Source organism: Marinobacter sediminum, from assembly GCF_016820575.1.
GTDB classification, from domain to species: Bacteria; Pseudomonadota; Gammaproteobacteria; order Pseudomonadales; family Oleiphilaceae; genus Marinobacter; species Marinobacter sediminum.
This window is the reverse complement of sequence record NZ_JAEMQH010000002.1, coordinates 297,403-322,067: the sequence shown is the minus strand read 5'-3', so window position 1 is coordinate 322,067 and position 24,665 is coordinate 297,403. Positions and strand designations below refer to the sequence as shown.

21 protein-coding genes are annotated in these 24,665 nt (G+C 49.9%); all 21 read right to left on the bottom strand.

Features of this window, described 5'->3' with window-relative positions; translation table 11 throughout:
- Positions 1-6 precede the first annotated feature (6 nt).
- Positions 7-756, bottom strand: a complete 750-nt coding sequence (locus tag FGO67_RS08295; RefSeq protein ID WP_203300269.1) for a hypothetical protein — start codon at positions 754-756, stop codon at positions 7-9.
- A gap of 14 nt (positions 757-770) precedes the next feature.
- Positions 771-2,228, bottom strand: coding sequence for a capsular polysaccharide export protein, LipB/KpsS family (locus tag FGO67_RS08290; protein ID WP_203300268.1), 1,458 nt, complete (start codon positions 2,226-2,228; stop codon positions 771-773).
- Between the two features lie 31 nt (positions 2,229-2,259).
- Positions 2,260-3,234: a GDP-L-fucose synthase gene (fcl, locus tag FGO67_RS08285; RefSeq protein ID WP_203300267.1), complete on the bottom strand. Its 975-nt coding sequence runs from the start codon at positions 3,232-3,234 to the stop codon at positions 2,260-2,262.
- A 1-nt stretch (position 3,235) separates the two neighbouring features.
- Complete coding sequence (gene gmd / locus FGO67_RS08280; RefSeq protein WP_203300266.1) at positions 3,236-4,354, bottom strand: GDP-mannose 4,6-dehydratase; 1,119 nt, start codon at positions 4,352-4,354, stop codon at positions 3,236-3,238.
- Between the two features lie 147 nt (positions 4,355-4,501).
- Positions 4,502-5,911 carry a mannose-1-phosphate guanylyltransferase/mannose-6-phosphate isomerase gene (locus FGO67_RS08275; protein ID WP_338039544.1) on the bottom strand — a complete coding sequence of 470 codons (1,410 nt, stop codon included), beginning with the start codon at positions 5,909-5,911 and terminating at the stop codon, positions 4,502-4,504.
- A gap of 96 nt (positions 5,912-6,007) precedes the next feature.
- The gene (locus FGO67_RS08270) at positions 6,008-6,790 is read right to left on the bottom strand and encodes a WecB/TagA/CpsF family glycosyltransferase (RefSeq protein WP_275297931.1); all 783 of its coding nucleotides are present in this window, start codon (positions 6,788-6,790) and stop codon (positions 6,008-6,010) included.
- The gene (locus FGO67_RS08265; RefSeq protein WP_203300264.1) at positions 6,759-7,964 is read right to left on the bottom strand and encodes a glycosyltransferase family 4 protein; all 1,206 of its coding nucleotides are present in this window, start codon (positions 7,962-7,964) and stop codon (positions 6,759-6,761) included. Before FGO67_RS08265 ends, FGO67_RS08270 begins: the two co-directional genes overlap by 32 nt.
- A gap of 20 nt (positions 7,965-7,984) precedes the next feature.
- Positions 7,985-9,202, bottom strand: coding sequence for a hypothetical protein (locus tag FGO67_RS08260; protein ID WP_203300263.1), 1,218 nt, complete (start codon positions 9,200-9,202; stop codon positions 7,985-7,987).
- Positions 9,203-10,002: 800 nt separating this feature from the next.
- Entirely contained in the window at positions 10,003-10,674 is a 672-nt protein-coding gene (locus tag FGO67_RS08255; RefSeq protein ID WP_203300262.1) for a PIG-L deacetylase family protein, read from the bottom strand.
- Entirely contained in the window at positions 10,667-11,716 is a 1,050-nt protein-coding gene (gene pseI, locus FGO67_RS08250; RefSeq protein WP_203300261.1) for a pseudaminic acid synthase, read from the bottom strand. Before pseI ends, FGO67_RS08255 begins: the two co-directional genes overlap by 8 nt.
- A 9-nt stretch (positions 11,717-11,725) precedes the next feature.
- On the bottom strand, positions 11,726-12,409 hold the full coding sequence (locus tag FGO67_RS08245; protein ID WP_203300260.1) for a formyl transferase: 684 nt from the start codon (positions 12,407-12,409) through the stop codon (positions 11,726-11,728).
- A 9-nt stretch (positions 12,410-12,418) separates the two neighbouring features.
- A complete protein-coding gene (gene pseH / locus FGO67_RS08240) occupies positions 12,419-12,958 on the bottom strand; it encodes a UDP-4-amino-4,6-dideoxy-N-acetyl-beta-L-altrosamine N-acetyltransferase (protein ID WP_203300259.1) in 540 nt (179 codons plus the stop codon).
- On the bottom strand, positions 12,945-14,051 hold the full coding sequence (gene pseG / locus FGO67_RS08235) for a UDP-2,4-diacetamido-2,4,6-trideoxy-beta-L-altropyranose hydrolase (protein ID WP_203300258.1): 1,107 nt from the start codon (positions 14,049-14,051) through the stop codon (positions 12,945-12,947). Before pseG ends, pseH begins: the two co-directional genes overlap by 14 nt.
- Positions 14,051-14,752, bottom strand: coding sequence for a pseudaminic acid cytidylyltransferase (pseF, locus tag FGO67_RS08230; protein ID WP_203300257.1), 702 nt, complete (start codon positions 14,750-14,752; stop codon positions 14,051-14,053). Before pseF ends, pseG begins: the two co-directional genes overlap by 1 nt.
- Positions 14,753-14,754: 2 nt before the next feature.
- Entirely contained in the window at positions 14,755-15,918 is a 1,164-nt protein-coding gene (gene pseC / locus FGO67_RS08225) for a UDP-4-amino-4,6-dideoxy-N-acetyl-beta-L-altrosamine transaminase (protein ID WP_203300256.1), read from the bottom strand.
- A 2-nt stretch (positions 15,919-15,920) separates the two neighbouring features.
- Positions 15,921-16,919: a UDP-N-acetylglucosamine 4,6-dehydratase (inverting) gene (gene pseB / locus FGO67_RS08220; protein WP_203300255.1), complete on the bottom strand. Its 999-nt coding sequence runs from the start codon at positions 16,917-16,919 to the stop codon at positions 15,921-15,923.
- A 38-nt stretch (positions 16,920-16,957) separates the two neighbouring features.
- Positions 16,958-18,199: a lipopolysaccharide biosynthesis protein gene (locus tag FGO67_RS08215; RefSeq protein WP_203300254.1), complete on the bottom strand. Its 1,242-nt coding sequence runs from the start codon at positions 18,197-18,199 to the stop codon at positions 16,958-16,960.
- Positions 18,199-19,176, bottom strand: a complete 978-nt coding sequence (locus FGO67_RS08210) for a Wzz/FepE/Etk N-terminal domain-containing protein (RefSeq protein WP_203300253.1) — start codon at positions 19,174-19,176, stop codon at positions 18,199-18,201. Before FGO67_RS08210 ends, FGO67_RS08215 begins: the two co-directional genes overlap by 1 nt.
- On the bottom strand, positions 19,176-21,503 hold the full coding sequence (locus FGO67_RS08205; RefSeq protein ID WP_420844511.1) for an SLBB domain-containing protein: 2,328 nt from the start codon (positions 21,501-21,503) through the stop codon (positions 19,176-19,178). The genes FGO67_RS08210 and FGO67_RS08205 overlap by 1 nt, the downstream gene beginning before the upstream one ends.
- A 189-nt stretch (positions 21,504-21,692) precedes the next feature.
- Positions 21,693-23,012, bottom strand: coding sequence for a capsule assembly Wzi family protein (locus FGO67_RS08200; protein ID WP_238942308.1), 1,320 nt, complete (start codon positions 23,010-23,012; stop codon positions 21,693-21,695).
- Between the two features lie 189 nt (positions 23,013-23,201).
- A complete protein-coding gene (locus FGO67_RS08195) occupies positions 23,202-24,569 on the bottom strand; it encodes an undecaprenyl-phosphate glucose phosphotransferase (RefSeq protein ID WP_203300250.1) in 1,368 nt (455 codons plus the stop codon).
- Positions 24,570-24,665 lie beyond the last annotated feature (96 nt).

The window sequence follows — 24,665 nt, the reverse complement described above, 5'->3', positions numbered from 1 at the left end:
ACTTCATTATTCGACACACTTGACTCGCTTCCGAACCACGAAAATAAATTCTGAAATAAATACCAACATTACACCAAGAACGAAGGCCAAAAGCAGCCCAACAAGCAAAATTATCTGTGTCGGAGTGGAACTTTGATTTTTACCTAGACTTGCCTCCGAAAGGATTTCCCCTCTCTGCATCTGATCAAGCTTATACTCAAACTCTATTTTGTTCTCCAGAAGAGCTGCCAGTGCTTCGCCTGAAGCTGCACTCCCTTGTAACTGATCGATTACGCCAGCAATACGCTTTATCCTTCGTTCAAGTTGGGCGGATCGATCTTTGAACACTTTTGATTGCCAGCCATGCAACCGAGCAAGTATTTTCTGGTTTACGGTCACAGCGAAATCTTTGTCAATCACCCTCGCTACAGTTGCCAGCTGAACCAATCCAGTAGCTTCAGGGTGGGTCGCCAGAAGATCCAAGGCGGGTTGCCCATTCTTCTCATTTTCGGACACCAATTCTGGAATCCACACCGAGTTTATAGTGGACACAACCCCCTCGGGATCTGAAAGAAACTCCCCGTCTCCGACTTTCGCCAGCTGATACACACCCACAAACTCTTGCTTGGCCGGAGAGAGAAACGCGTACACCCCTGCAGCACATAAAATCGAAACGAACACAGAAAAAAACAACACCTTCCAACGCACGACGATTACCGCCAGCTCTACAAGGCTAATATCGGAGCGCTCTAGCGCCTGGCTCGAGGTATTTCCCATGATCTCCACTCAGTTCAAGTAGTCAATTGGTTTGTTTCGCCTGAAAGCCTTCTCCACAGCAGTGGAAAAAGCTCATCTATAAGCGCCTCTGCGCCAGTCGGATCTAACATAAGGTTCAGCCGACCAGGCAGTGTATTCAGGTAATATGCTGCAACAAATCGTAAGTTTTGCCCCTCAATGTCAACAAAAGTTTCTTCTGAGGTCCTCAATAATCTGGTCAAATTATCGAAAAGATCTGACAAACGGCCTACTTTAATGACCATTGGGTGGTTCTGATAGAACACCTCGCCAAACAGAAGAACGGGTTTTTTTAAGAGGAGCGCTTCATAACCTACCGTGCTTGTAAGCGTTACAACACCCTTCGATTTTCTTATAAGTTCCTTTGTCGCCTCATAAGGCGCCAGCAGCTTAACATTTGGAAGCGATGCTACCTTTTTATAGAAACTAAGCCGCGGGTACCCCCAGGCACTCATGTGGTCTTTGACGTAGAGACGGACCCCGTCGGGGAGATTAAAGGCAATATTTTTTATCGTTTCATATTCGTTTATATAACTTGAAGAAAGAATTGATGTTGATGACTCAGGATGGAAGTGCAAGGGATAAAGAAAAAAGTCATCGTGACCGGGCTCAGTGTAATACTTCTTTATGAAGGGTAACCTAAGTCGCCTTTTTAAACTCCGAAGAAACATTCCCAAAGAATAAAACAGCGGATTCCCTCGCTGAAAGCTGTGGTAGTGATCGTCGCCAATAAACTTGACCGCTCGGATTACCTTCTGAAGTTTTGAAAACCGAAAATAACGATCGAAAATTTTTACATTATCTAACTTATTGAACGCCATGTAATCTGGGGATGTGGTTTCAATATTATCAATATATTCACGACACCATTCCCAAACTGAATCGGGAACATCCAGGGTTCTATTCTCCAACGCCTGTCGGGTTTTCTCGACTGAAACATGCTCCTCTACCGGATTGCTGGTAAACCAAAATCGGCCTGGTAGACGATTCCCAGTAAACCCAATGTAATCCACATTTTTTTCCTGGCAGACAATCCAGCAAAAATGAGCAAAAGCGTTAGAGACATTCTCATAAAGGACTGTGCTGTATCCGTGGCGGTCTATCAATTGAGAAAAAAAGGACAGAAGGGCACTCTTTAGACGATCAAAAAACTCATTAGATTTTTCACCCCAAATTCCATACTCTTCAGACCGGTCGAAATCCGAAAAAAGCGCCAAGTTCAGGTTATGGTGAGAATAAGCCGACAGCAGCTTTTCGTCCAATTCATGCTGAGCAAAAAACTCTGAAAAAACCTCGTAATTTACACCAAGCTCTTCAACTTTGTTTTCGGACAGGGAAAAGGGACAGTCGACAGCGTACCCAACTTCCACGCCCTTCTCAATTAAGCGGCGAGCGATCGCATTAAAGAAATTATGATAATTAGGCGCACCATTTGATAACACAAGGACTTTCATTAAAACCACTTTCTGGAACATAGGAAATGCATTAAGACCGAACCGCGTAGGAATTCTTCAAGAACCACTGATAGGCTTGCGCTAACCCATCTTCCAAACCAATCGAAGCCTCCCAGCCTAGTGTCTTCAACCTTGAAACATCCATGAGCTTCCGGGGAGTTCCATCTGGCTTAGTGCTGTCGAACTCAAGCCGGCCCTCGAATCCCGTCACCTTCGCAATCGTTTCAGCCAGCTCACGAATAGTACAATCCACACCTGTACCCACATTGATGTGCGAGAGCATCGTTTGCGTGTTGGCCTGATAAGCTTCCTCGGCAAGCTCCATCACATAAACACTGGCCGCGGCCATGTCGTCCACATGCAAGAATTCACGCATCGGTTTGCCACTGCCCCAGATAACAACTACCTCATCACCCGCCTTGACCGCCTCATGAAACCGCCGCAACAGCGCAGGTATCACGTGACTATTCTCAGGATGGAAGTTATCGTTGGGTCCATATAGATTGGTGGGCATTACGCTCCGGTAGTCCCTACCGTACTGGCGATTGTAACTTTCGCACAACTTGATGCCCGCAATCTTGGCAATCGCATACGGCTCGTTAGTGGGCTCGAGAATGCCCGTCAGCAAAGAATCCTCCCGCATCGGTTGTTCAGCAAATTTCGGATAAATGCAGGACGAACCTAAAAACAAAACCTTCTGCACGCCGGCCTGATGAGCTCCGTGAATCAGGTTGGCTTCGATCATCAAGTTCTCGTAGATGAATTCCGCCGGGTAGGTATTGTTCGCGTGTATGCCGCCCACCTTCGCAGCAGCGATGTAAACCTGCTCAGGCTGATGCTCGGCAAGCCAGGCTTGCACGGCAGCCTGATCCAATAGATTCAGTTGGTCACGGCCGGCCGTCAGGATATTGGTGTACCCCAAGCCCTCGAGTTGACGGACAATGGCCGATCCCACCATACCTCGATGCCCGGCCACAAAGACCTTTTCATTACGAACGTCAGACATATTAATTCTCCACCGATACCGTCACATCATGGCCATGGGCCTTGAGCAACGCATGGCGCTTGGCTGCCTGAAGATCCTCCCGAACCATCTCGGCGCACATCTCCTGTACTGTAATTTCCGGCACCCAACCCAGCTTTTCCTTTGCCTTGGTTGGGTCCCCCAGCAAGGTCTCCACTTCTGCGGGCCGGAAATAGCGAGGATCTACCCTCACAATCACATCGCCCCGCTTCACTGCCGGTGCCGCGTCACCAGACACCGACACAACTACGGCCGTCTCCTCCACGCCTTTACCCTCAAAGCGCAGTTCAATGCCCAACTCAGCCGCAGACCACTGAATAAACTCACGCACCGCGTACTGCACGCCGGTAGCGATAACAAAATCCTCGGGTTGCTCCTGCTGCAGCATCATCCACTGCATGCGAACGTAATCCTTCGCGTGGCCCCAATCCCGGAGCGCGTCTAGGTTCCCCATATAAAGGCAGCTTTCAAGCCCTTGGGCAATGTTGGCCAAACCACGGGTAATCTTCCGAGTCACAAATGTTTCGCCCCGGCGCGGCGACTCGTGATTGAACAATATTCCATTGCAGGCGTACATCCCGTATGCTTCCCGGTAGTTCACGGTCATCCAATAGGCATAAAGTTTGGCAACCGCATAAGGAGAGCGGGGGTAGAATGGGGTAGTTTCTTTCTGAGGAATTTCCTGTACCAGGCCATAAAGCTCAGAGGTAGAAGCCTGGTAGAAGCGGGTTTTCTTCTCCAGCCCCAACAAACGGATGGCCTCGAGCAGCCGCAAGGTGCCCATGGCATCGACATCAGCCGTGTACTCGGGGGATTCGAAGCTTACCGCCACATGTGACTGCGCTCCTAGGTTATACACCTCGTCTGGCTGCACTTCCTGCAAAATACGCGTGAGGTTCGACGAATCCGTCAGGTCGCCATAATGCAAGACAAAGCGTTGATTATCGGCGTGAGGATCCTGATAAATATGGTCTACCCGCTGAGTGTTGAATAGAGAAGCCCTGCGCTTGATACCATGCACCTCATAGCCCTTCTTTAGCAGAAATTCCGCAAGGTAGGAGCCATCTTGGCCGGTGATACCGGTAATCAAAGCCTTTTTCATCTGTTAATCCTAAAACCATCTGTGTCTTAAATAGAAGCGCGCCTACGCTTCTAGTGAAAGCCTGCTTGATCAAACATCGGCGAGAGTTTACGCCAACACATCTATTTTTTCAGTAGCGATCAAGTAACCCAAGAGACTCCAACTACGCTAGGCACGCCCATACTTATCCTCAAACCGAACAATATCGTCCTCACCAAGATACGAGCCGGACTGCACCTCAATTAACTCAAGATCCACCATCCCCGGATTCTCAAGGGCATGAACCTGCCCGACAGGAATGTAGGTAGACTGATTCTCGGTTACCAAATAGGTTTTCTCTCCGTTCGTCACCCTCGCAGTGCCGCTCACAACAATCCAATGCTCAGCCCTGTGGTGATGCATCTGAACCGATAGTTTTGCCCCCGACTTCACAGTAATGCGCTTTACCTGGTAGCGGTGACCATTATCAATGGAATCATAAACGCCCCAAGGCCGATAAACTTCCCGATGATTTAGATGTTCATGGCGACCATCAGCCTCTATCTGACTGACCACTTTCTTAACATCCTGAACCCGATCTTTGTGGGCAACTAGAACGGCATCTTTGGTTTCAACGATAACTAAATCTTCTACACCAACTGTCGCTACCAGGCGATGATCTGCCCGCACCAAGCACCCAGAACTAATTTGCTGAATGACATCACCGGCAACCGCATTACCCCAATCATCTTTGCTCGAAACCTCCCACAATACAGACCAAGAACCAATATCGCTCCAACCGGCATCCATTGGCACAACTGCCGCGGAAGATGTGTTTTCCATCACTGCGTAATCAACAGACTCCGCAGGGCAATCTGCAAACGCTTCATGGTTAAGCCGGGTAAAGTGAAGGTCCTGCGAAGAACTTTCGAGCGAAGCCCGACAGGCCTCGAGGATATCGGGGCGGAAACGCTCCAGCTCTTCCAGGTAACGGCTGGCTTTAAAAAGAAACATACCGCTGTTCCAGAGATAATCACCGGATTCAAAGTAGCCTTGAGCCGTGGCTTGATCTGGCTTTTCTACGAAGCGCTCAACAACAAAACCGCCGTTATCCAGCAACTTTCCTTTTTGAATGTAACCGTAACCAGTCTCGGCTTTTTCAGGAACAATCCCAAAAGTGACCAACTTGCCAGCCTCCGCAAGAGGCAACGCCTGAGAAACTGTGTCGCGGAATGCCGTCGCATCGCCAATCAGGTGGTCCGCAGCGAGAACGAGGAGCATACCGTCCTCGCCTACAGCAACAGCCTGCAACGCAGCAAGAGCAATTGCGGGCGCTGTGTTGCGACCCATCGGTTCAAGAATAATCCGGGCGCCCTCCTCACCCGCTAACCGCAACTGCTCGGCAGCCAGAAACCGATGTTCTTCATTGCAAATGACTACCGGCGCATCAGCATTCAAGCCGTTCAGGCGGCTGACCGTTTGCTGCAACATAGTTAAATGATCATCCGTCAAAGCGAGAAACTGCTTCGGATTTAGCTGGCGAGAAAGAGGCCAAAGACGAGATCCAGCTCCACCCGCCATTATTACAGGTACTACCACATCAAATTCCTTTCCGTTATATGGAACAACAATAGCTCTGACGGTATTTACGCCGACCAAAAGCTAATAATCCCCTACTCCCGCTCATTTTCGAACTTATCTAGCTTTTAATAATTGACGGGTCGCAAACCAAATAAATAATGTATTGGTCACCAGATACCGTTTCCAGAGTCTTCTCGGTTCACTAAGCAAACGAAACAGCCACTCCAAACCATTGCGTTGCATCCAGAGAGGCGCACGACGCACGGTGCCAGCGTGATAATCAAAAGCCGCGCCCACGCCAATCATTACCGCGTTAAGGTAGCCACGATGAGCGGCCATCCACGCCTCTTGCTTAGGACAACCGAGGCTCACCCAAACAGTCCTGGCACCGGAAGCATTAATCGAGTTAATCGCCACCTCTCGCTCCTCCGGAGTTAACTCTCGGTAGGGTGGCGAGTATGCCCCAGCTATTTTGAGCCCAGGGAATCTCTGAGTAAGCTTTTTTTGAAGAAGAGCCAATGTCGTTTCAGAACCACCATATAGATAAATAGACTCACCCCGCATAGCTGCCTCGGAACAATAGCGTTCCATCAGGTCCGGGCCATTGATCCGTTCCTGCCTTACCGCGCCAAACCTCCTCATCAACCAGGCTACTGGCGCGCCATCCGGTGTCGCCATATCAGCGCCCTTTACTACCTCATAAAATTCAGGATTTTGAACGGCTGAAACTACGGAATGCGAATTGCAGATACACACGTAGCGGCTGCTTCCCTCTCGCGCCCAGATTCGTATCCGTCCAAGTGCCTCTTCCCATGTCAAAGCATCTATCGGAGCCTTCAAGACTGAAATACGTGTAGGAGTCGACTTATCGCTTGGACAGTTCAAACTTTGCAACATCTTTCGCCTCTTTATAAATATCTTGGAGCTGCTGATAATTGGCCTGTTCAGTATACTTAGTTTCAAATTCCGCTCTGGCCCCAACTCCCAATCGCTGGAGAAGATCGGGTGCTGCCCACGCGCCTTTGACCTCTGCCAATAAGGAGGCCGCATCTGACGCTTCAAATACAACGCCATTCAACCCCTTTGTCACAATCGAGGGTAAAGGCCCAATGTTTGATACCGCCGCAGGCGTGCCAAATGCGAAAGCTTCACGAATCACCATAGGAAACCCCTCGAACCACTCTGAGGGGAGAATCTGCAGCATATTCTCGGCTATTTCACGTTGAGCCTCCTCCATTTGGAGTTGTCCCAGGAAAGTGACCGGCAAACCCTCAGCCATTTCTTCTAGTTCGCGGCGAAGCGGACCATCACCAACGATCCTTAACTCAGGCGCATTGACACCCCACATTCGCCATGCCTTCAACAGAGTAACAACCCCTTTTTCCGCCCCAAGCCGACCAGCAAAAACTACTGCTGGCCTGCGAGCCATCCAAGGTTTAACTTCAGGCATTCCAGGGTAAAAATTAGGCTTAACGTGAACCTTGTGTTTAGGCAAGCCTGCATCAATCATCAGTTCCTTCTGAAAGTTGGAAAGACAGATGAATGCGTCGACCTGGTTCTGCCAGGTCCCCATTCTTCGATGCAACGCCACATTCGCCGCCAAGGGAGCAGTGGCTAGTCGACTGTTCCGGTAACATCCATGTCTCATAGCCGGCGCCGCTGAACGTTTATCCAGGCATTCGGTACAAACGTTGCCACCGCGCATAGGGATAGCATTGGCACAGAAAAGACGATAATTATGAAGAGTAATCACTCTTGCAGATAGACCTCGTGCCGCCCAAAAGACAGACGGAGATATCATCGGAAAAGTATTGTGCACATGCAGAACATCGGTGCTTTCACTAACCAGCCTTTTTTTTACATCCTTTGCGACAAATGTATTCCAAGGGGTTTGAGCCGCACCTTTAATTACACCAGCTATGCCTTCCTTCGATAGTGTATCGCTGTTTCGAATAAACTCCGATACCGTATGTCCATTTCGCGAAAGCAAATCCCTTTCCATTTCATAAACAAGGTTCTCTCCTGAGGGCGAGGATGAACGGTAGTAGTTGTGACCAAGAAGTATTTTCATAGATAAATCAACTCTGAATACTATATTTTTCCATCTTTGATCCTCTTATCTTCCGCACTTGCCAACTCAAATACAACCGGAACGAAAATTATACCCCAGAAAATTAAGGCACCGTGGGGATTTTCTAGTGCGACCTCAAACGAAGCAAAGAGTGTAGCAATTGATAAGAAGGGCGCAAGCTTCCAAAATCCAACCCAAGAAGAACATATTCCTACTACGTCTTTCAATAATTTCAAAAAAAGCAATAGGCCCACAATGCCTAATTTAAAGAAGATACCCATAAAGGAATTATGCGGCTCAATTAGGTCTTTATTCGAAAAGCTAAAATCCGGGAGAACAACATTTAGAAATCCAGAGGAGAAACCATTACCGAAGAAAAAATTAATTGGGTTGGACAACTGATGTACTACAATAGCCCCCCAGAAGAAAGCTCGTGTTTCTGTTGTCCCCGCAGAGCTTCCTCTTGATGACGAAACATCCCCACCAAGTGCAACCCCTAAGTCGAAAAGAACCGCAGAATCGACCAAACCGCTTACCCCAAGTAAGACCCCTCCAACCATTTCACCTACAACAGGACTAAAGAGCATAGATACCAGAATAATTGCACAAAAAGAAAATATTAGAATTAATTTCTTGTTTACGGAGCCCACAGAAATTATGAACGTTATTAAAAAAAACAAGCCCACAAATAGCGTCACGAATGGCGTCCGAAATAATGACTGTCCACTTGAAAGCCCGCTCGCAGAAAAAAAGAAGCACCCGAGAAATATAAAGGAAACCAAGGCGCTTCTCGAATACAAAATGGAAGCAAGAAAAAGCGCTCCGGCTAGCTCAGCTGCCATAGTTGGCTGAAAACCAGGGATATTAAAAAATATAACAAAAAAGAAGCAGATCGAAAATGTTAATAAATTTTTTCTTATAAGAACAGACAATTCTTTTGCGTATAAGACAAAAAAAACCGGAATAAAAATATAAAAAAACATAGCAGCACGACGAAAATACTCAAACTCGACACCATAAATAAGCAGGTCTTTTACCAGCACCAACATCGCGTAAATAAAGATAAATAAAAATATTGGATATTCCTTGCAAATCCTTAGAAAAGGTCTTGCCCGAAAAAACAAGCCTAGGAATATCATCGCTTCTACTGGCCCACCGTAAGGTGAAATCTTTGAGAAGGACCTATTCAAGAACATCGCAGAGATAGACAATAGAGCAAAAAAATATTTAATTTTCAATTTTTGACACAGCTCCTAGCCGCACTCAATTCAAGATATATTTTAAACGCCCGTCGCCGATTTAATATTGGGCAACAACTCTCAAGCAATTTTAATTAACCGGGAAAGCTACAAATATATTTTTTTGACACTAAAAAATAAAAGGCAAAAAAATCACCCAAAAAATAATAGGAACCAAATCATGCTTTAAATACCCTCACACGCCTTCCCCAAACAGCAAGGTTCATTTTCTCACTTACAAACCGAAAATCATGAACGCAGAAGCATAGAGTAACCAAAAGCAAAACTCTCATAACTAAACATTGAGCAGACAGCTTAATTTATTTATTACGGTGATACGCTTACCAATCTGACAAACGCTGTCGTATTTTCATAAACTGAGTTCTTGGCTCATACATCGATAATGTACTCAAAAAAATTTACGAAACTTCGGCATCCGGGCCTGGGACGAATTTATTGAATGTTTTGTTGGGGCATTGCACCCATTGAAGACTTTGAAAAGTCACAAAGCGCTATAACTTGAATTGCATTAATCGCTAGACTGCCACCCAAAATGTTCAACTCATCTGTGCTAGTTCCGCAAAGTACAGCGGGTGCCCCCGATTCCGAGAACAAACTATATTACAACTTTCAGAGCTACAGCCCGAAATGAAGTATTATTCTATGACGATTGTATTCTGAACCATAGTCACTGGCGCATGGATCTTGCCCTGTTCATGGTAAAATGAGCCTGTCGTCGAGCCAGATTGATGCAAAGAATCCTTTAAGGCTCGCAGGTTATGCCCATCTCTGGATACAGTTTAAAAAGTGACCCTTATAGCCATCATTGCTTCCGCCGCATCCACACCAATAGAGCTTCCCCGAAGCTCCGCAAGGCGTTTTGCATTAATTAAGGAGCGTGAATGAGGAGCCTTCCGCATCTCTAGCTCGTAAGCGGCGAGAGCCTCCATTTTTTTTTCCAAATGTTCTGAAATATCCACAAATACATTGGGAACAAAAGGGCTTTCTGCAGGAGTGTTCCAGCCTGTAGCCGACAATACTTCGAAGGCATAAATCTCTTTCACCGATACACCCGGCACTGGTCTGCAAACGGTGAGCACCGCTTGGTGAGTCACGCGGTGGTCTACATTTAGATCACCGACGTGATGTGTATAGACAACCTGAGGCTGAATTTCACTGAAGACGCTTTCCAACTTCTGAACGATGTCTAGCAACGGTACGCTGTCCATCCGGTTGTCTGGGAATCCGAGCATGTAAGCCTTCTTGATTCCAAGGGTCTCATGAGCGCTTTCCGCGGCTGAGTTGCGCTGTTCCAGCTCTTCATTCGTTGCATCGAGACGTGATGTTACTCCATCCGCCAGAAAAACGGCGTAAACGGTATCTCCCTCGGCCACGTGCCGAGCAATGCTGCCTCCGCAACCCAAAGCCTCGTCATCGGTGTGGGCTGCAACTACAAGGACGGTTTTACTCATCGAACTGCTCCCAACTTGTTGGAGTACCGCGTGTAACGTCACTCTTTAGTGTTTTCCCGATAAGCGTGGCGGAGTGTTTGGGCTCGATACCAATTCCCGGCCGAATTCTACGAATATCCTTTTCTTGTATAATCTCACCAGCCTTCATGTCGCGCATGTAGTATATGGACCGACGAAATATCCGGTTTTGCTCCTCAGCTTTCTGGCGGACATAGCCTACATTGCCGATGGCGAGTTTGGCTTCGCGCGTTTCTACGCATAAACGTTCAAGTTCTTCTGGTTCTATCGAGAAACCGCTATCAGGGCCGCCGTCCTCTCGGTTAAGAATAAAATGCTTTTCGATCAGACAAGCTCCGAGAGCAACCGCTGCTACAGATGCGGTAGTGCCCAAGGTATGGTCAGAAAGACCAGGAATGGCCTGAAAGCGGTTCCCAAGCTCTTTAACCTGTGCAATGTTTGCCTGCTCCATGGGGGCAGGATAACTACTGATGCAGTGAAGCAAAACCAGCTGCTCACAACCTGCGTTTCTGGCTGTCGCAACCGCTTCTTCGATTTCCTCTTCACTAGCCATCCCTGTCGACATAATCATGGGCTTGCCAGTTTTGGCTACGTATTCAATCAATGGGAGGTCGGTTACTTCAAAAGAAGCAATTTTATAGGCGGGAGCATCAAGCTCCTCGAGCAGATCCACAGCCGTTTCATCAAACGGTGTCGAGAACACGGTAATACCAATTTTACGAGCGTGCTCGAACATGGCTTTGTGCCATTCGAACGGCGTTTCCGCCCATTTGTAGAGATCGTATAGCTTAAAGCCACCCCATGGTCCGCCTTTGATCAAAAACTCTGGGCGATCGGAGTCTATGGTCATGGTATCCGCTGTATATGTTTGCAGCTTGATCGCAGATGCCCCACGTTTTTTGGCTTCATCTATAGTAGCCAAGGCATGTTCTAAAGAACCATTGTGGTTTGCGGATAACTCAGCAATAACGTAGGGAGGATGATCCGGCCCGATCTTCACGCCATCAATAACAACATCTTTCATAACGGTTCCTTAAATCGGTTTCTTTGTAATTCGCACAGATGCTTTCAAGGCTTCTCCATCTACTTCGGCGTCTGAAAATTCAATAACAAATTCGCCATACTCAATAAAAGCAGATGGGTACGTTGGAGCGTCAAGCATTCGTATGTGGTCGTATAGCTCGTGAACTCTGCCGTCCATCGGCAGTTCACTTTGCGCAGGCTTTCTGCGTTTGAAGATAGTGGGAGTCCCCTGCTGTGGGGTAGGCTGCGGCTGGGCGTCAATCATCCACTTAATAACATCGAAGCTCAACTCTCCAGCTCTTTTGTAGATTTCTTCTGCCGTTCCGCTGAGCGACATATCCCTTTTGGTATAAACTGGCCCAGCATCCATTTCCTCGACCATTCGCAGGGCGGTCAACTTCGTAGAGGTATGACCCCGAACGATTAGGTTCTGGAGCGGGCTCCCCCCCCGGCCATAGGGCACGTCTGTCATATGAAAACAAACACATTCATGGTTTTTCCACACTTGCTCCGGTACAAGCCAATTCCAGTGCAGAAAGAATATGTATCGTATGTCCGGCTCTTTATCGATAATTGCACCAAGTTCCACAGGGTCTTTAGCCCATAGGTATCGATACTCACCGGGGAGCAATTCAGTAGCTTGGGGTTGATGCCACGGTTTTGAGGTGGCAAAGATGTATGTGTTCGTGTCCAAGTGTGTTGCCTATGAGCTTCTGTTCGGGAAGGTTGCTGCCAATACTTTACGATGCTCGTCCCATTCAGCAGCGAGCAGCCCAAAACGAGTTACTGACTGAAAAGCTTGTTCACCGAGATATTGATCCTGAAAGACGCCTTCCACTTTGAACCCAAGTTTTCGGTGAAATCGAAGACTTCTTTCGTTCGTTTCCAGCACTTCTGCGTTAAGTTTGTGGAAGCCTAACTCACTGAAATATAGATCAATGGCCTCTAGGCCCATTCTCGTTCCAGTGCCCGGCTGTGCATCGGGAGCCGCATAAAATCCCCAGAACGCGTTCCTGGGGGCGCGATCCATATCCGTGAAATATACGATTCCAGCTGGACGGTTTTCGTGCGTTTCGTAAATAAGCCACAAGCAGTCTTCCTTTTTAGCTTGTCGCCGGAACCATGCCCGGTGCTGCTCCGGCTCAATAATTACTTGTGAGAACATGCTCTGCCGGATTGATGGATGATTGCGCCAGCTCAGCATTAGGTCCAGATCCGCTTCTTCAATCTTACGGAGTGGCATAGGAAATTTGCTCCATAGCTTTTACTAACCGTGCCGTTCCATTGCCGTCAACAACCCCTCGCATTGCTCTGGATTGGGCAGAGTTGACCTGTGTATTTCTTAACACAGGTGCCAGGCATGTCCTGATTTTTTCCACAGCGACATTTTCAGCACTTCCAAGAAAATGAAGGAGCGACAGTTCGTCTAGCTCTTCGTTAATGCTGTCTTGGTTTCGCGCCACGCTCACCACAATTGCGGGCAACCCCAGGCACATGCGCTCCCAGTTAGTGGCTCCACCGGCACCCAACATTAAATCTGCTCTAACCATTAGGGCTGAGAGACTGGGCAGTCCCAAATAGAGTCTTGCTCCGTCTCTCCTATCAACTATCTGCGAAACCTTCTCGGGCGACGGATGATTGTTCCCAATGACCACATCAACCGCCAAGTGTTTGAACAAAGGAGTGGCTAATGCGTCAAGGTATCGTTCCGTGAGATGGTGAGGATCGCTTCCCCCAACGAAAATCAGAACTCTTAATACGTGCCCGTCACGCTCGGGCATAGCGCTCGCCAATAAGCGATATTCCTGGCCTAAAAGTGCATATTGAGGACCAAAGTACAGGCCGCATTGCCGGTTTACTAGGTACCGGTAACGCTCTTTGATCTGCTCCCCCAGTGCATTCTGATCCAGAAGAATATCAGCCTGATGTTCCCGATCGGCCAGATCGTCAATCACTAATATGTGACTAACGACGCTAGCAATACTCCGCTCCCAACGCGCATCCAAAGCGTAATGATCAACGACCATCCAATCTACTTTATTGCCGGCCAGTGCTCTGAGTGTTTGTTCGGCATCCAGCTGCCACGGAACTCCCAACCAATCAGCATGTGCCGGTGGAGAGTCGTCGGCATTCCAAACTCCCTGCACCTCCTGTGTCAAACGGTGCACCTCAAATCCACGCCTTCCGATCAATTCCGCGAGATGTCCTTGGTGATCCCGGCAAATAAATACGCAAACGTGGCCATGAGTGCTCAGGGCATCGGCCAGCGTCAGACACCGCATCACGTGACCGGTGCCAATTTCAATGGAAGCATCTGCTCGGAAAGCAATGTGCATTAGTCGGCACCCTGCGCCTGCATGGCCCTGAACAGCCACTCTGCGCGTACCCAGTCCTCGGGCGTGTCAATGTCCTGAACCCGGTGTCTTGGCAACGTTACTGGCAGGGTATCTTCAGAGAAGATAGGCCGCTCTTCCATCCATACTTGGGCACTTCCCCAGTAGAATTGCCCGGCATCGTGCCAGGCTTCTTCCAGATCCTGGGATCGAGTCTGGAAATGTTCGGGGTTGAACATCGCCACTCGCCCCTCGCTTGTGATGCGAATGGCCCGCTGAATCGGGAAGGCGTAACTGGTTACCGAGAAGGCATAGCTACAGGCTTCGCTGTGCAGCATTTGCTGGCCCCGCTTCAAATCCTCCGGAGAGACAAAGGGAGCGGTGGCATAGAGACAGCACGCCTCGAATACCGTACTGCCATTATCACTCAGCCATTCAACAGCATGGCGGATAACGGGTATGGTCCCGGTGTAATCATCCGATAAACTGGATGGGCGCATGAAGGGGATTTCTGCGCCGAATTGCCTGGCAACTTCAGCGATTTCTGCGTCATCCGTAGACACGACGATACGGTCAAAACAACCACTCTGGCGGGCAGCCTCGATTGACCATGCAATCATCGGTTTGCCACAGAACTCTTTGATATTTTTGCGGGGAATGCGCTTGCTGCCGCCACGGGCGGGGATAATGGCTACGATGCTCATTGTCACTCCTTCGCCAGCGTCTTGTGGAGCACCTCAACCACTTCGTCCTGCTGATCTTCCGTCAGGCCCTGGAACATCGGCAGACTGATGGCCTCCCGGTAGTAGGCCATGGAATGCGGGAAGGTCTCTGCCTCAAAGCCCATATCGCGATAATAAGGTTGGGTGTGCACCGGAATGTAGTGCAGATTTACCCCGATGCCTTGCTCGCGCAGAGATTCAAACACTTCCTTGTGACTCTTGGTAATACTGTCCAGCTTCAGGCGAATAACGTATAGGTGCAGGCCGGAATAGCTGTCCGGGTGCTGCCAGGGCAAGACGACGGGCAGATCCGCCAGGAGCTGATCATAACGCTTCGCTAACTCGTGCCTGCGAGCCACAAAAGCCTCCAGCCGTTCCATCTGGCTCACACCGAGCGCGGCCTGCAGTTCCGTCATCCGGTAGTTGAATCCCAGATCCACCTGTTGGTAATACCAAGGGCCATCCGGCTTCTGGGTCATCAGTGCCGGGTCGCGGGTAATACCGTGGCTGCGTAGAAGGTTCATTCTCTCAGCAAGCTTGGCATCGTTGGTTACAGCCATGCCGCCTTCGGCCGTGGTAACAATTTTTACCGGGTGAAAACTGAATACGGTTATGTCGCTGTAACGGCTGCTGCCGATAAATTCGCCCTGATACTTACCGCCAATCGCGTGGGAAGCATCTTCAATGACTTTAACACCATATTCCTCTGCCAGAGCGGCAATGGCTTCCATATCACAGGGCTGGCCGGACAAATGAACGGCTACTACCACCTTGGGCAGCCGGTTTTCATCCTTCGCCTGCTCAAGCTTTGCTTTCAAAGCCAACGGGCACAGGTTGTAGGTTTTCGGATCGATATCGACAAAATCGACCTGCGCACCACAGTACAACCCACAGTTGGCGGAGGCCACAAAGGTAACTGGCGTTGTCCATAACCAATCACCCTGCCCCAACCCAAGTGCAAGGCAGGCAATATGCAAGGCGGAGGTGGCACTGTTCACCGCGAGGGCATGGTTTGCGCCCACGTGATTGGCAACGGTTTCCTCAAACTTTGGCACGACTGGCCCTTGAGTCAGAAAATCTGACCTCAAGACCTCCAGAACCGCGTCAATGTCTGCCTGGTTAATATCCTGCTTACCGTAAGGAATCATGATTAGATTTTGCCAATCTCGTTGTAATGGCGGTCGATCCAAGACTCCAGATCTTCATCCGCCATCCATTCGGTGTTGTTGTCGCTGGAGTAAACGAAGCCTTCGGGAACGAGCTTGCCGTCCTTGATTCGCTCCTGACTGGTACCCCAATTATTGATGTTCGGCAGAATCTTGAAATGTTCCGGGTATTCGTAAGTAAAATAGGAATCTTCCGCGCCAATCATCTGCTCATGCAATTTTTCGCCTGGGCGAATCCCCACCACTTCTTGCTTAGCCTCGGGCGCAACAACACGCGCCAGGTCCGTCACTTTCATGGAAGGGATTTTCTTCACGTAGATTTCACCGCCAACCATGTCTTCAAACGCATGCCATACCAGCTCCACGCCCTGCTCAAGGCTGATCATGAAGCGAGTCATTCGCGGATCAGTGATGGGGAGTACGCCTTTATCCTTGATTGACATAAAGAACGGAATAACAGAGCCGCGTGAGCCCATCACGTTGCCGTAGCGAACCACGGAAAACTTGGTTTGATGGCCACCGGCGTAGGAATTTCCTGCCACAAACAGTTTGTCCGAGGCCAACTTGGTAGCACCATACAAATTGATGGGGCTGCTGGCCTTATCGGTAGACAAAGCAACCACCCCTTTTATGCCTTTATCGATAGCTGCATCGATGAGGTTCATGGCCCCGTGAATGTTGGTTTTTACACATTCAAACGGGTTGTATTCGGCGGTGGGTACAATTTTTGTAGCCGCAGCGTGAACCACATAATCCACACCATCCAGCGCGCGGTAGAGGCGCTCTCTGTCGCGCACATCGCCAATGAAAAAGCGCAGGCGGTCGTCACCCTGGAACAGCTTGGCCATTTCCCACTGTTTCATTTCATCACGAGAAAACACGATGATTTTCTTCGGGTTGTACTTTTCCAGGGTCATTGGAATGAATTTATGGCCAAAGGAGCCGGTGCCGCCGGTAACGAGGATGGTGGAGTTTTCGAGCATAGTCATTTCTCTGGATTTAGCTGTAAAGATGAATGGTATCACCGCCAGTCGGCGGGTGTTAATCGATAGAACTGGAGGGTTTTCCAGGCCAGCATGAAAACGAAGGCTGATATTAGTCCGAAGGGCACAGCCAACTCTGCGACGAAAGGGGCCAACGCAAAGGTGCTCGCCAGGAATACCAGAAAGCCGGTAAGGTGCGCCACGATAAGTGCCCGGTCCTTACCTCTGGCATATAATCCGTAATGTGGAATCATACCTACTACAAAGAGCCCATTGGCAAGCAACAGCCAGCCAAACAGATCAACACGTTCAAGATATAACGGTTTGTCGAGCCACTCTAGCAACGGCATGACCACTAGCCATGCGCAGGCGGAGAACAGACCAGTAAGGGCCACGGTTTGCCATGCGAGTTGTCGGTATTTTTGTCGAAACTCTGCAGCATTGTTGTTGGCGTGGGCCGTGATCATCGCGGGATAAAGGAAGGTGAACACACCTGCGTCCATAAAGCCCAGCAATGCGGTACACATACCAATGAAAAGCACGTAAGCACCCAGTACGTCCAGCCCTCCCAGGGCTTCAAACCAGTACCTGTCCACCGTGTAGATGCCACGCAATGCCAGTGTGGCAACTAACATGGGTAGGGCGATCTTCAGGCCTTTTTTGAGCCAGGCCCAATCGACGGCCTTGAACCAACCTCCCATTGGTATGTGCCATAGAGTCACCATACCAATAAGCAACCCGGTGCTGCTGCCCACAATCCAGCCCGCCAGCACAGTTGTGAGCTCTTGACTGGGTTCACTCAGATACATAATGCCAACCACCGCCAGGCACCAGGCTCCGGCTCTGAAGAATAACACCCAACTGGCAACGAGTTGCCGTTGCAGGGCGACCAAGAGTCGGTTTAATTCCTGGGTTATATGCTCCAATACTAGGAGTGCCAGAAACCAAGGAAGCAGCCACCAGGGAAGCAATTCCAGCCCGAACAGCCCAATTGTAAGCGGCAGGAATATGGCGTATAGAATTAGGCTGAGAGCGATTTGGCTCTTGAGCAATTGGCCACGGCTTTCGGGCTCTGCCTTCAAAACTTCCCTTGTGGTGAAGATGTAGAAATCAAAACCAAGAAAATAGAGCGAATAACTGATCGTTACTGTCAGCAGCCCATACAAGCCGAGCTCTGCAGGCTCCAGAAATCGCGCCAACATGAAGATTAGCAAAAACTTGCTAACTAACGTGGCACCCCGGAGCCCAAGGTTCGTAAGGCGAATCAGAATATGCTTCATTAAACAGCAGCGTCGCTGACTTCATGACCCGAGAGGACTTTATCTGGACCGCTGCCGATAAAAGCCCGGATAAACACAATGAATACCCCGAACATCCCCCCCAGAAGCGTTGCAATTACGCAGATGAGCGCTCGCTTAGGCTCAGCCTTTTCTTCAGCGATAACAGCCGGGTCTATTGTTTTGAAAACATACTCTTTCTGGGCGTTGGCAAGCATTACGGTGCGCGTCTCATTTTCAATAAGCTGGTAAAACACTTGCTGCATGCCTGCAACGTTAGTCTCGTCTAACTTTTCTTCAAGGTACGCAATACGGGCCTCGGCCTCTTCAACGTCCTGCTTACGCATGTGTTCGTTTAAGTCTTGAACCAACTTTTCGGCCCACTGTTTGGCCAAAACTGGCGAGTAGTGCTTTACACTCACGGTGATCATGCCGGTTTCTTTCGCTTCGCTAACGCTGAAGTGGTCTTCCCGGAAAGTTTCCACCATTTCCCAATCGGTCGGCTTATAGCTTTCGCCATCGCTGTCGAGTAGCCATTCGCTAGTCTCAGGGTTGTATTTATCCTGGTCGTAATCCCACTCTCCACTTTTCTCATTCCAGCCATCCAGCGCCATTAAGGGTACTTCCAAATCATGGCGGTGGAAAAAGTTGGTTAGGAAGGCGCGGGATTGGAGCACCTCTTTGGCAATCACTGTCTTGTTCGAGCTCCCACCACCCAGATTTATGCCAGCAAGGCTGGCAAGGCCACCAAACTGGCTAGCCAGGCCTCCTAGGCCGCCACCTTCTTCTTGGGCAGGCGCGATCAACACGCTGGATTGGTAGATGTTGGGTTTGTAGAGTGCAAAACCCACGCCTGCGGCGGCGAAGATAAACGTGGCCAAGATGATGATCCATTTACCGCGCCAGACGGTCGAAAACAACTCTCGCAGATCGATCTCGTCATCAGGATAGTAAGTTTGTTGTGTCACATTCTCAGACATTAAAGGTTACCTACTGCGGCGGCACCCAGCGCCATCTGGTAAACGATCTGGCTTACATTTGTCCAGAGCTCAAGCTGATTCAGGCGGTCTACATCGATCGGCATGATGATGGTATCGCCCGGCTCCAGTTGCTCGCTTCGGCCGCCGAACCACTGGCTCTGTTCTGGAAGCATTACTGACCCATCTGCCTTTACCACGTAAATCCTACTCTCATCGGCCTGTCGGGTTGGTCCACCCGAGCGCTCAAGGTAGTCATCCACGGTTAAGCCTTGTTGATGGAGGTGGCTAGTCGGGAACTGCACTTCTCCAAAGACTGTTACCGATTGCGGAATGGTTGGAACCGATAAGGTGTCGCCATCTTGCAGCCGGATGGATTGGTAGTTGGGATCACTCAAAACGCGAGCAAGATCTATTACGAGTCGACCTACCGGATCACTCTCCTGAACGTCTTCAAGCAGGCCCTGCACTTGTTGCGTTCTGTCTACACTTTGGCCGCTAAAACTATCGCCTTCCAGTTGCACACCGAGCAGATCCCCCTGCAGGCGCTTTTCTGCTTCGCGAAGGCGCTGTGCTTCGAGCTGACGGAGCTTCTTACGAGAGAACACTGCACCTTTAGGAAAGGCATTGGTGGTGATACCACCGGCTCTTTGGAGCACTTCGCTTAGCGTTTCACCATCGCGGAAGGTGTATTGACCCGGGTAACGAACCTCGCCTCTCAGCTCGATCGTTCGGGTTTTGGCAAAGTCCGGTATGGATTTAATCAAAATTCTGTCCCGGCTTTTCAGGCTTAGGTTCAAGTTACCGGCCATGGCCTGCGCCAGGTTCACGTCGAGTATTCTGGTTTGGCCGATGCCGTTTTCATCGGTGGTGTAACGGGCTACTTCAGCCTGAAATAGAGATGCAGAATCTTTAAGACCGCCAGCCACAAATACGGCATCTGCCAAGCTGCGACTTGCCGGCAACGGGTATTCCCCGGGGTAGCGAACCGGCCCACTGATGCGGATAGTCTGTTGCGGATTCGCTGGGCTGGCCTGGGTCTTCAAACGCTGCAGCACCGGGTTGAAGAGGCCTTCGCGAGTAAAGTTTCGGCCTTTTTCTCCACCCTTTACCTTGCCCGCATCAGAAAAAATCAGGATGCGGTCTTTTTCTTCCAGAAGCAGATCTTCTTTCCCGCCCTCCTGGCCGAGGGCCTCTTTCAACCGGAGGTTAAGCACGGATATACGGTCTGTTTCCTGATGAGTTCGAACGATAGCGGCATAGCGTTTATCCGCTGTTGGCATCAGATCCGAATCCAGGTTTTGCAGCAAAGAGCTCACTCGCATTCCGGGAATCCAGGCAAACTTACCGGTGCGGGTAGCAGCCCCTGTCAGTTCAACATATTGGCCAGTAATGTCCGAGATCGAAGGAATGTCGACTTTATCTCCAGCCCTGATGCGAGCCTGCCGGCCCTTCTGGGTTGTGTAATCAGCTTCCGCAATGATACGCAAGAAGTCCTTATTAGTGCGTTCAATATTGATTCGTTGAGGATAGGCCTGGGGTGTCAGGCCTCCGGCCATCTCTACCAGTTCCGCCAGCGTGCTTTCGCCCTTCAGTTCGTACAAAGCGGGGCGGTAGACTTCACCATCTATGCCGGCCCGTTTACCGACGGGGGGGACAAAAATCACATCTCCGGGTTGCAATCTGTTATCAGCAGAGCTGTCACCGGCCATGAGCAGATCGTACAAATCGAGCGTACCCACGAGATTGCCATTGCGCTTATGTTGCAAGTTCCGCAGCGACCCTGTTTGTTTGATGCCGCCAGATACATATAGCGCGTTTGTAATCGTTGAAAGAGAACTCACGCTGTAAGAACCCGGATTTCTAGACTCACCGAGCACGAATACGCGCATGCTGCGAAGCTCGCCCAGAGAAACGCTGGCTTCTACACCAATGTACTGTTCTGAAATGCGTTTTTTTATTTGCTGCCTAGCTTCGTCAAAACTCAGGCCGGCAATACTCATGGGACCCGATTGCGGGAAACTGATGGAGCCATCGCGACTGATCGGCAATTCCAGGTTCTGATTTTCCTTACCCCAGAGCTGGATTTGCAAGACATCCCCAGGGCCCAGAGTATAATCTGAGGGCACGGGAATTTCCGTTACGGGCGCGAAGGTGGTGGGGTTGCCGGCGAACAAGTCGTAGCCATAAGGCCGGAGACCATCGTTCTTCTTCGCTTGCGCTTTTTCTTGTTCTTCTTGCTCCGCCTGTCTGCTATCGCCCTCAGAGTTGCCATTCAGAGGTTTAACAACTTGCACCTTTTGGGGCCGCTGCTCGCTTTGACGACCCATCAGGTCTTCCAGATTGACTCCGTATTGCCGAGCTAAAGCCTCCTGTTGCGCTCTGGGAAGCTGCTTGAAACTTTCAATCTGAGATTGACTGATCGACTGACCATGGACTGCCAGTGGCAGCAAAACAATTAGCAGGAAAAGGAATCTTTTAAAGCGCACGGTTTAGTACTTCCAAGGTCTGAAGTTTAATTAGAATCGGTATTTCCAGGCGGCAGAGACAGACAATTGATCTTTCTCGCCTCCCAAGAGTTTAATTTTTTTGTCGGTTGCCTGAAGGTTGAGGTCAAGCCAGCCCATGAAAAGCTCTGTGCCGTAACCAAGATGGATAATAGCGACCTTTTGCGCACCATCAGGCACAAAGTAGAAAATTTCGTCATTGGGCTGAGACACACGATTGCCGCCATCTTTGTTCAGGTTGGCAAAAGTCAGGGTTGCCGATAAGTCGCTGCCATCACTCATAAAATTAAAGACACCGAGTGTTAATGCTTCAGCGTCTGCATCAAAGGTGGAGCCAATCGCTCTGCCATAATATTGGTACCCGGTCTGATACTGAAAATGGTTATAGGCATAGTCAGGTTTGGGGTCACCTAAAAGGTCCTCGGCTAAAGTATTGGTAGCTTCCAGATACCACTGCTGATCATCGTTGAAAAACTGCGAGGTCCAGTCCAGACCAAGCAGCCAAGACTTCCGTGATGGCAAATAACCAGCCTCATCTTCCCCCATCATCTGTGCATATAAGCCGACCGTCTGGGCGCCGACCGGAAAACCGTAACGGATGTCGACAGCTGCAATTTGGTTGCTCGGATCATTTTCACCAGTCTCGCCTGCGTTAACATCTATGTTGTCCTCGCCTATCAGTGCATCCCAAATCGTCGAGAAGTCCTCCTGCCGACCCTCACCACCAAAGGTGATGGTTCTAGACAAGCCAATCTCGAGCCCCTGAACCGGGACAAAGCTGGCTCTCATCCCGATCATTTTGGCGTCCTGAACAACGCGTTCTTCTTCTAACTGGCCTAAAAATCCCGTGAACTTCCAGGGGCCGATCCATGAAAGATACGGTGATTCCGGAGCCAGACTCTGCTTGCGATCGATCCAAATAGCAGGGATAGGCCGTGCGTTACTGGACAATATCATGCTCGACTGCCAGCCAGGGCCCCACCAACGATCAACCGCGCCGACACCAAGCACCCAGTTACCCGCGGTTCCAGCAACGTAGGAGCCGTCAAGCCGAAATTCTTTGCCGTCCACCGGGTCTTTGACAGCTGAAGGAGAAATTCCAGCCGCCCACGCCTCACCCTGCCACTGGAGAGTTGCGCTTAATTGCCCCTCATCACGGGGAGGGCTGCGAAAACCTCTCAGAAATGCCGACTCGGTGGTTGCTTCCACGCCGATTTCTGCGCGGAACCCAGCGTCTGCTTGCTGATCCTTTTCAAATCCGAGGTAAGCACGCTGCATGGTCACTGAACTGCCTGCGAGCGCACTTGCCCCCTGATCGATATCGGCCCACATAATCGGCCAAGTGGTTGTAGTTGTTGCCAGGTGCCCGCGGTCAGATAACTTTTGTACAGAGTGACGTGCACGGGCATCGCCAGGCCCCAGCCAGGGCGCTGAATACGCGAGCACAGGGCCAGACATAAACACAATTGCAGTAAGAATCGTAGAAAAGCGCGGCATTTTACTTAGCCAATAGGGTTGGGGTTAATAGATGTCTTTCGAGACAAGGGTGAGCGGTGTTTTTATAAGGATCTTGACGTCTAACCACAGGCTCCAGTGGTTGATATACTCAAGATCCATTTCTACACGCTTCTGCATTTTATCCAGCGTTTCGGTTTCACCGCGGTAACCGCTGATCTGCGCTAAGCCGGTGATGCCGGGCTTGATACGATGGCGCGCCATGTAAGCAATGATTTTGTCAGAGTAGTAATCATTGTGCGCCAAAGCATGTGGCCGGGGGCCCACCAGTGCCATATCTCCTTTGATCACATTGAACAGTTGCGGCAGCTCATCCAGCGAAGATCGACGAAGAAAGCGTCCTGCCCGGGTTATCCTCGGATCCTCTTTTTGTGCCTGCTTTACCTGGTTATCCTCATGGACTTTCATTGAGCGAAATTTAAGCACCTCAATGATATTACCATTCCAGCCGTGTCGCTTTTGTTTAAACAAAATTGGACCCGGCGAGGAGAGTTTTACTGCAATGGCGCAGCTAACGAGGACGGGTGCCAATGCAATCACACCCAGCACTGCAAGTGTGCGATCCATTAATGATTTCATCAGCGCTGCCCCCGGAGAGGAAGTGAGCGGGCTCTCGTTGAGGTGAATAGCCGGCATTCCACCAAGGTTTTGAATGCTATGATTAAGCAGCTTTAGGTTGGCGAAATCTGGCACCCACACTACGTCGACGTTAGCATCCAAAAGGTCTACGTAAAGCCCTTCAATCTGATCAGTCTCTTTGGCTGGAAGCGCAATGTACACCCGGCTTACGTCGTTGTCTTTTAGAATGCTCCGCAACTGACTCACCACGCCCAGCGTCGGAAAATACCGGCTCGTATTTTCGACTTCGTAGAGATCCTCATCGTCTAGCGCTACAACCCCCAGCATTGCCTCTTTGCGCTCATAGCGGAGCTTGCTCGCAAGATCAAAGGCCAATTGACCTGCGCCTACTATGATCGAAGGCCTCGCATAACGCTGATTGCCCTGTACCTGTTTGAAGAAATATTGAAGTGGCACGTATACCAACGCCTGTATTGCATAGCCACCGATTACCCACTCCAAGACCACTTCCCGGGAAAAGAGCTCGCTGGTTTTCGTTAAAAAGGCGCTGAACGTTAGTACTGCAACCAACGCTGCCCAGGCAGCACCAATTCGTGCAATACCCACGAGGTATCCGTTATGCATGCTATAGGTATGAAACACCACGCAGAGCGGCACCGAAGCTATCGAAGCCGCGATGGCCAATACTCGGTAATGAGAGGCAACGTCGCCCGACTTGTTTACGGCCAACAAGAACAACAGGGCAACCTGAACGGCTGTTGCAAATGCCCACTGACTCCAGAACAGCAGCTTCACTGGCCCGTTTGCTTGAGGTGCTAAGGGTGATTCGTGTCTTCCGCGCGACAAGCTTACACGCGTAGCAGTTTTGACCGAGGGGGGGACTTTGGAAAA

Coding starts and splice junctions, on each gene's coding strand:
- FGO67_RS08295 (WP_203300269.1), bottom strand. CDS start 756: ATGGGAAATACCTCGAGCCAGGCGCTAGAGCGCTCCGATATTAGCCTT.
- FGO67_RS08290 (WP_203300268.1), bottom strand. CDS start 2,228: ATGAAAGTCCTTGTGTTATCAAATGGTGCGCCTAATTATCATAATTTC.
- fcl (WP_203300267.1), bottom strand. CDS start 3,234: ATGTCTGACGTTCGTAATGAAAAGGTCTTTGTGGCCGGGCATCGAGGT.
- gmd (WP_203300266.1), bottom strand. CDS start 4,354: ATGAAAAAGGCTTTGATTACCGGTATCACCGGCCAAGATGGCTCCTAC.
- FGO67_RS08270 (WP_275297931.1), bottom strand. CDS start 6,790: ATGTTGCAAAGTTTGAACTGTCCAAGCGATAAGTCGACTCCTACACGT.
- FGO67_RS08265 (WP_203300264.1), bottom strand. CDS start 7,964: ATGAAAATACTTCTTGGTCACAACTACTACCGTTCATCCTCGCCCTCA.
- FGO67_RS08255 (WP_203300262.1), bottom strand. CDS start 10,674: ATGAGTAAAACCGTCCTTGTAGTTGCAGCCCACACCGATGACGAGGCT.
- pseI (WP_203300261.1), bottom strand. CDS start 11,716: ATGAAAGATGTTGTTATTGATGGCGTGAAGATCGGGCCGGATCATCCT.
- pseH (WP_203300259.1), bottom strand. CDS start 12,958: ATGCCACTCCGTAAGATTGAAGAAGCGGATCTGGACCTAATGCTGAGC.
- pseG (WP_203300258.1), bottom strand. CDS start 14,051: ATGCACATTGCTTTCCGAGCAGATGCTTCCATTGAAATTGGCACCGGT.
- pseF (WP_203300257.1), bottom strand. CDS start 14,752: ATGAGCATCGTAGCCATTATCCCCGCCCGTGGCGGCAGCAAGCGCATT.
- pseC (WP_203300256.1), bottom strand. CDS start 15,918: ATGATTCCTTACGGTAAGCAGGATATTAACCAGGCAGACATTGACGCG.
- pseB (WP_203300255.1), bottom strand. CDS start 16,919: ATGCTCGAAAACTCCACCATCCTCGTTACCGGCGGCACCGGCTCCTTT.
- FGO67_RS08215 (WP_203300254.1), bottom strand. CDS start 18,199: ATGAAGCATATTCTGATTCGCCTTACGAACCTTGGGCTCCGGGGTGCC.
- FGO67_RS08210 (WP_203300253.1), bottom strand. CDS start 19,176: ATGTCTGAGAATGTGACACAACAAACTTACTATCCTGATGACGAGATC.
- FGO67_RS08205 (WP_420844511.1), bottom strand. CDS start 21,503: ATGGGTCGTCAAAGCGAGCAGCGGCCCCAAAAGGTGCAAGTTGTTAAA.
- FGO67_RS08200 (WP_238942308.1), bottom strand. CDS start 23,012: ATGTGGGCCGATATCGATCAGGGGGCAAGTGCGCTCGCAGGCAGTTCA.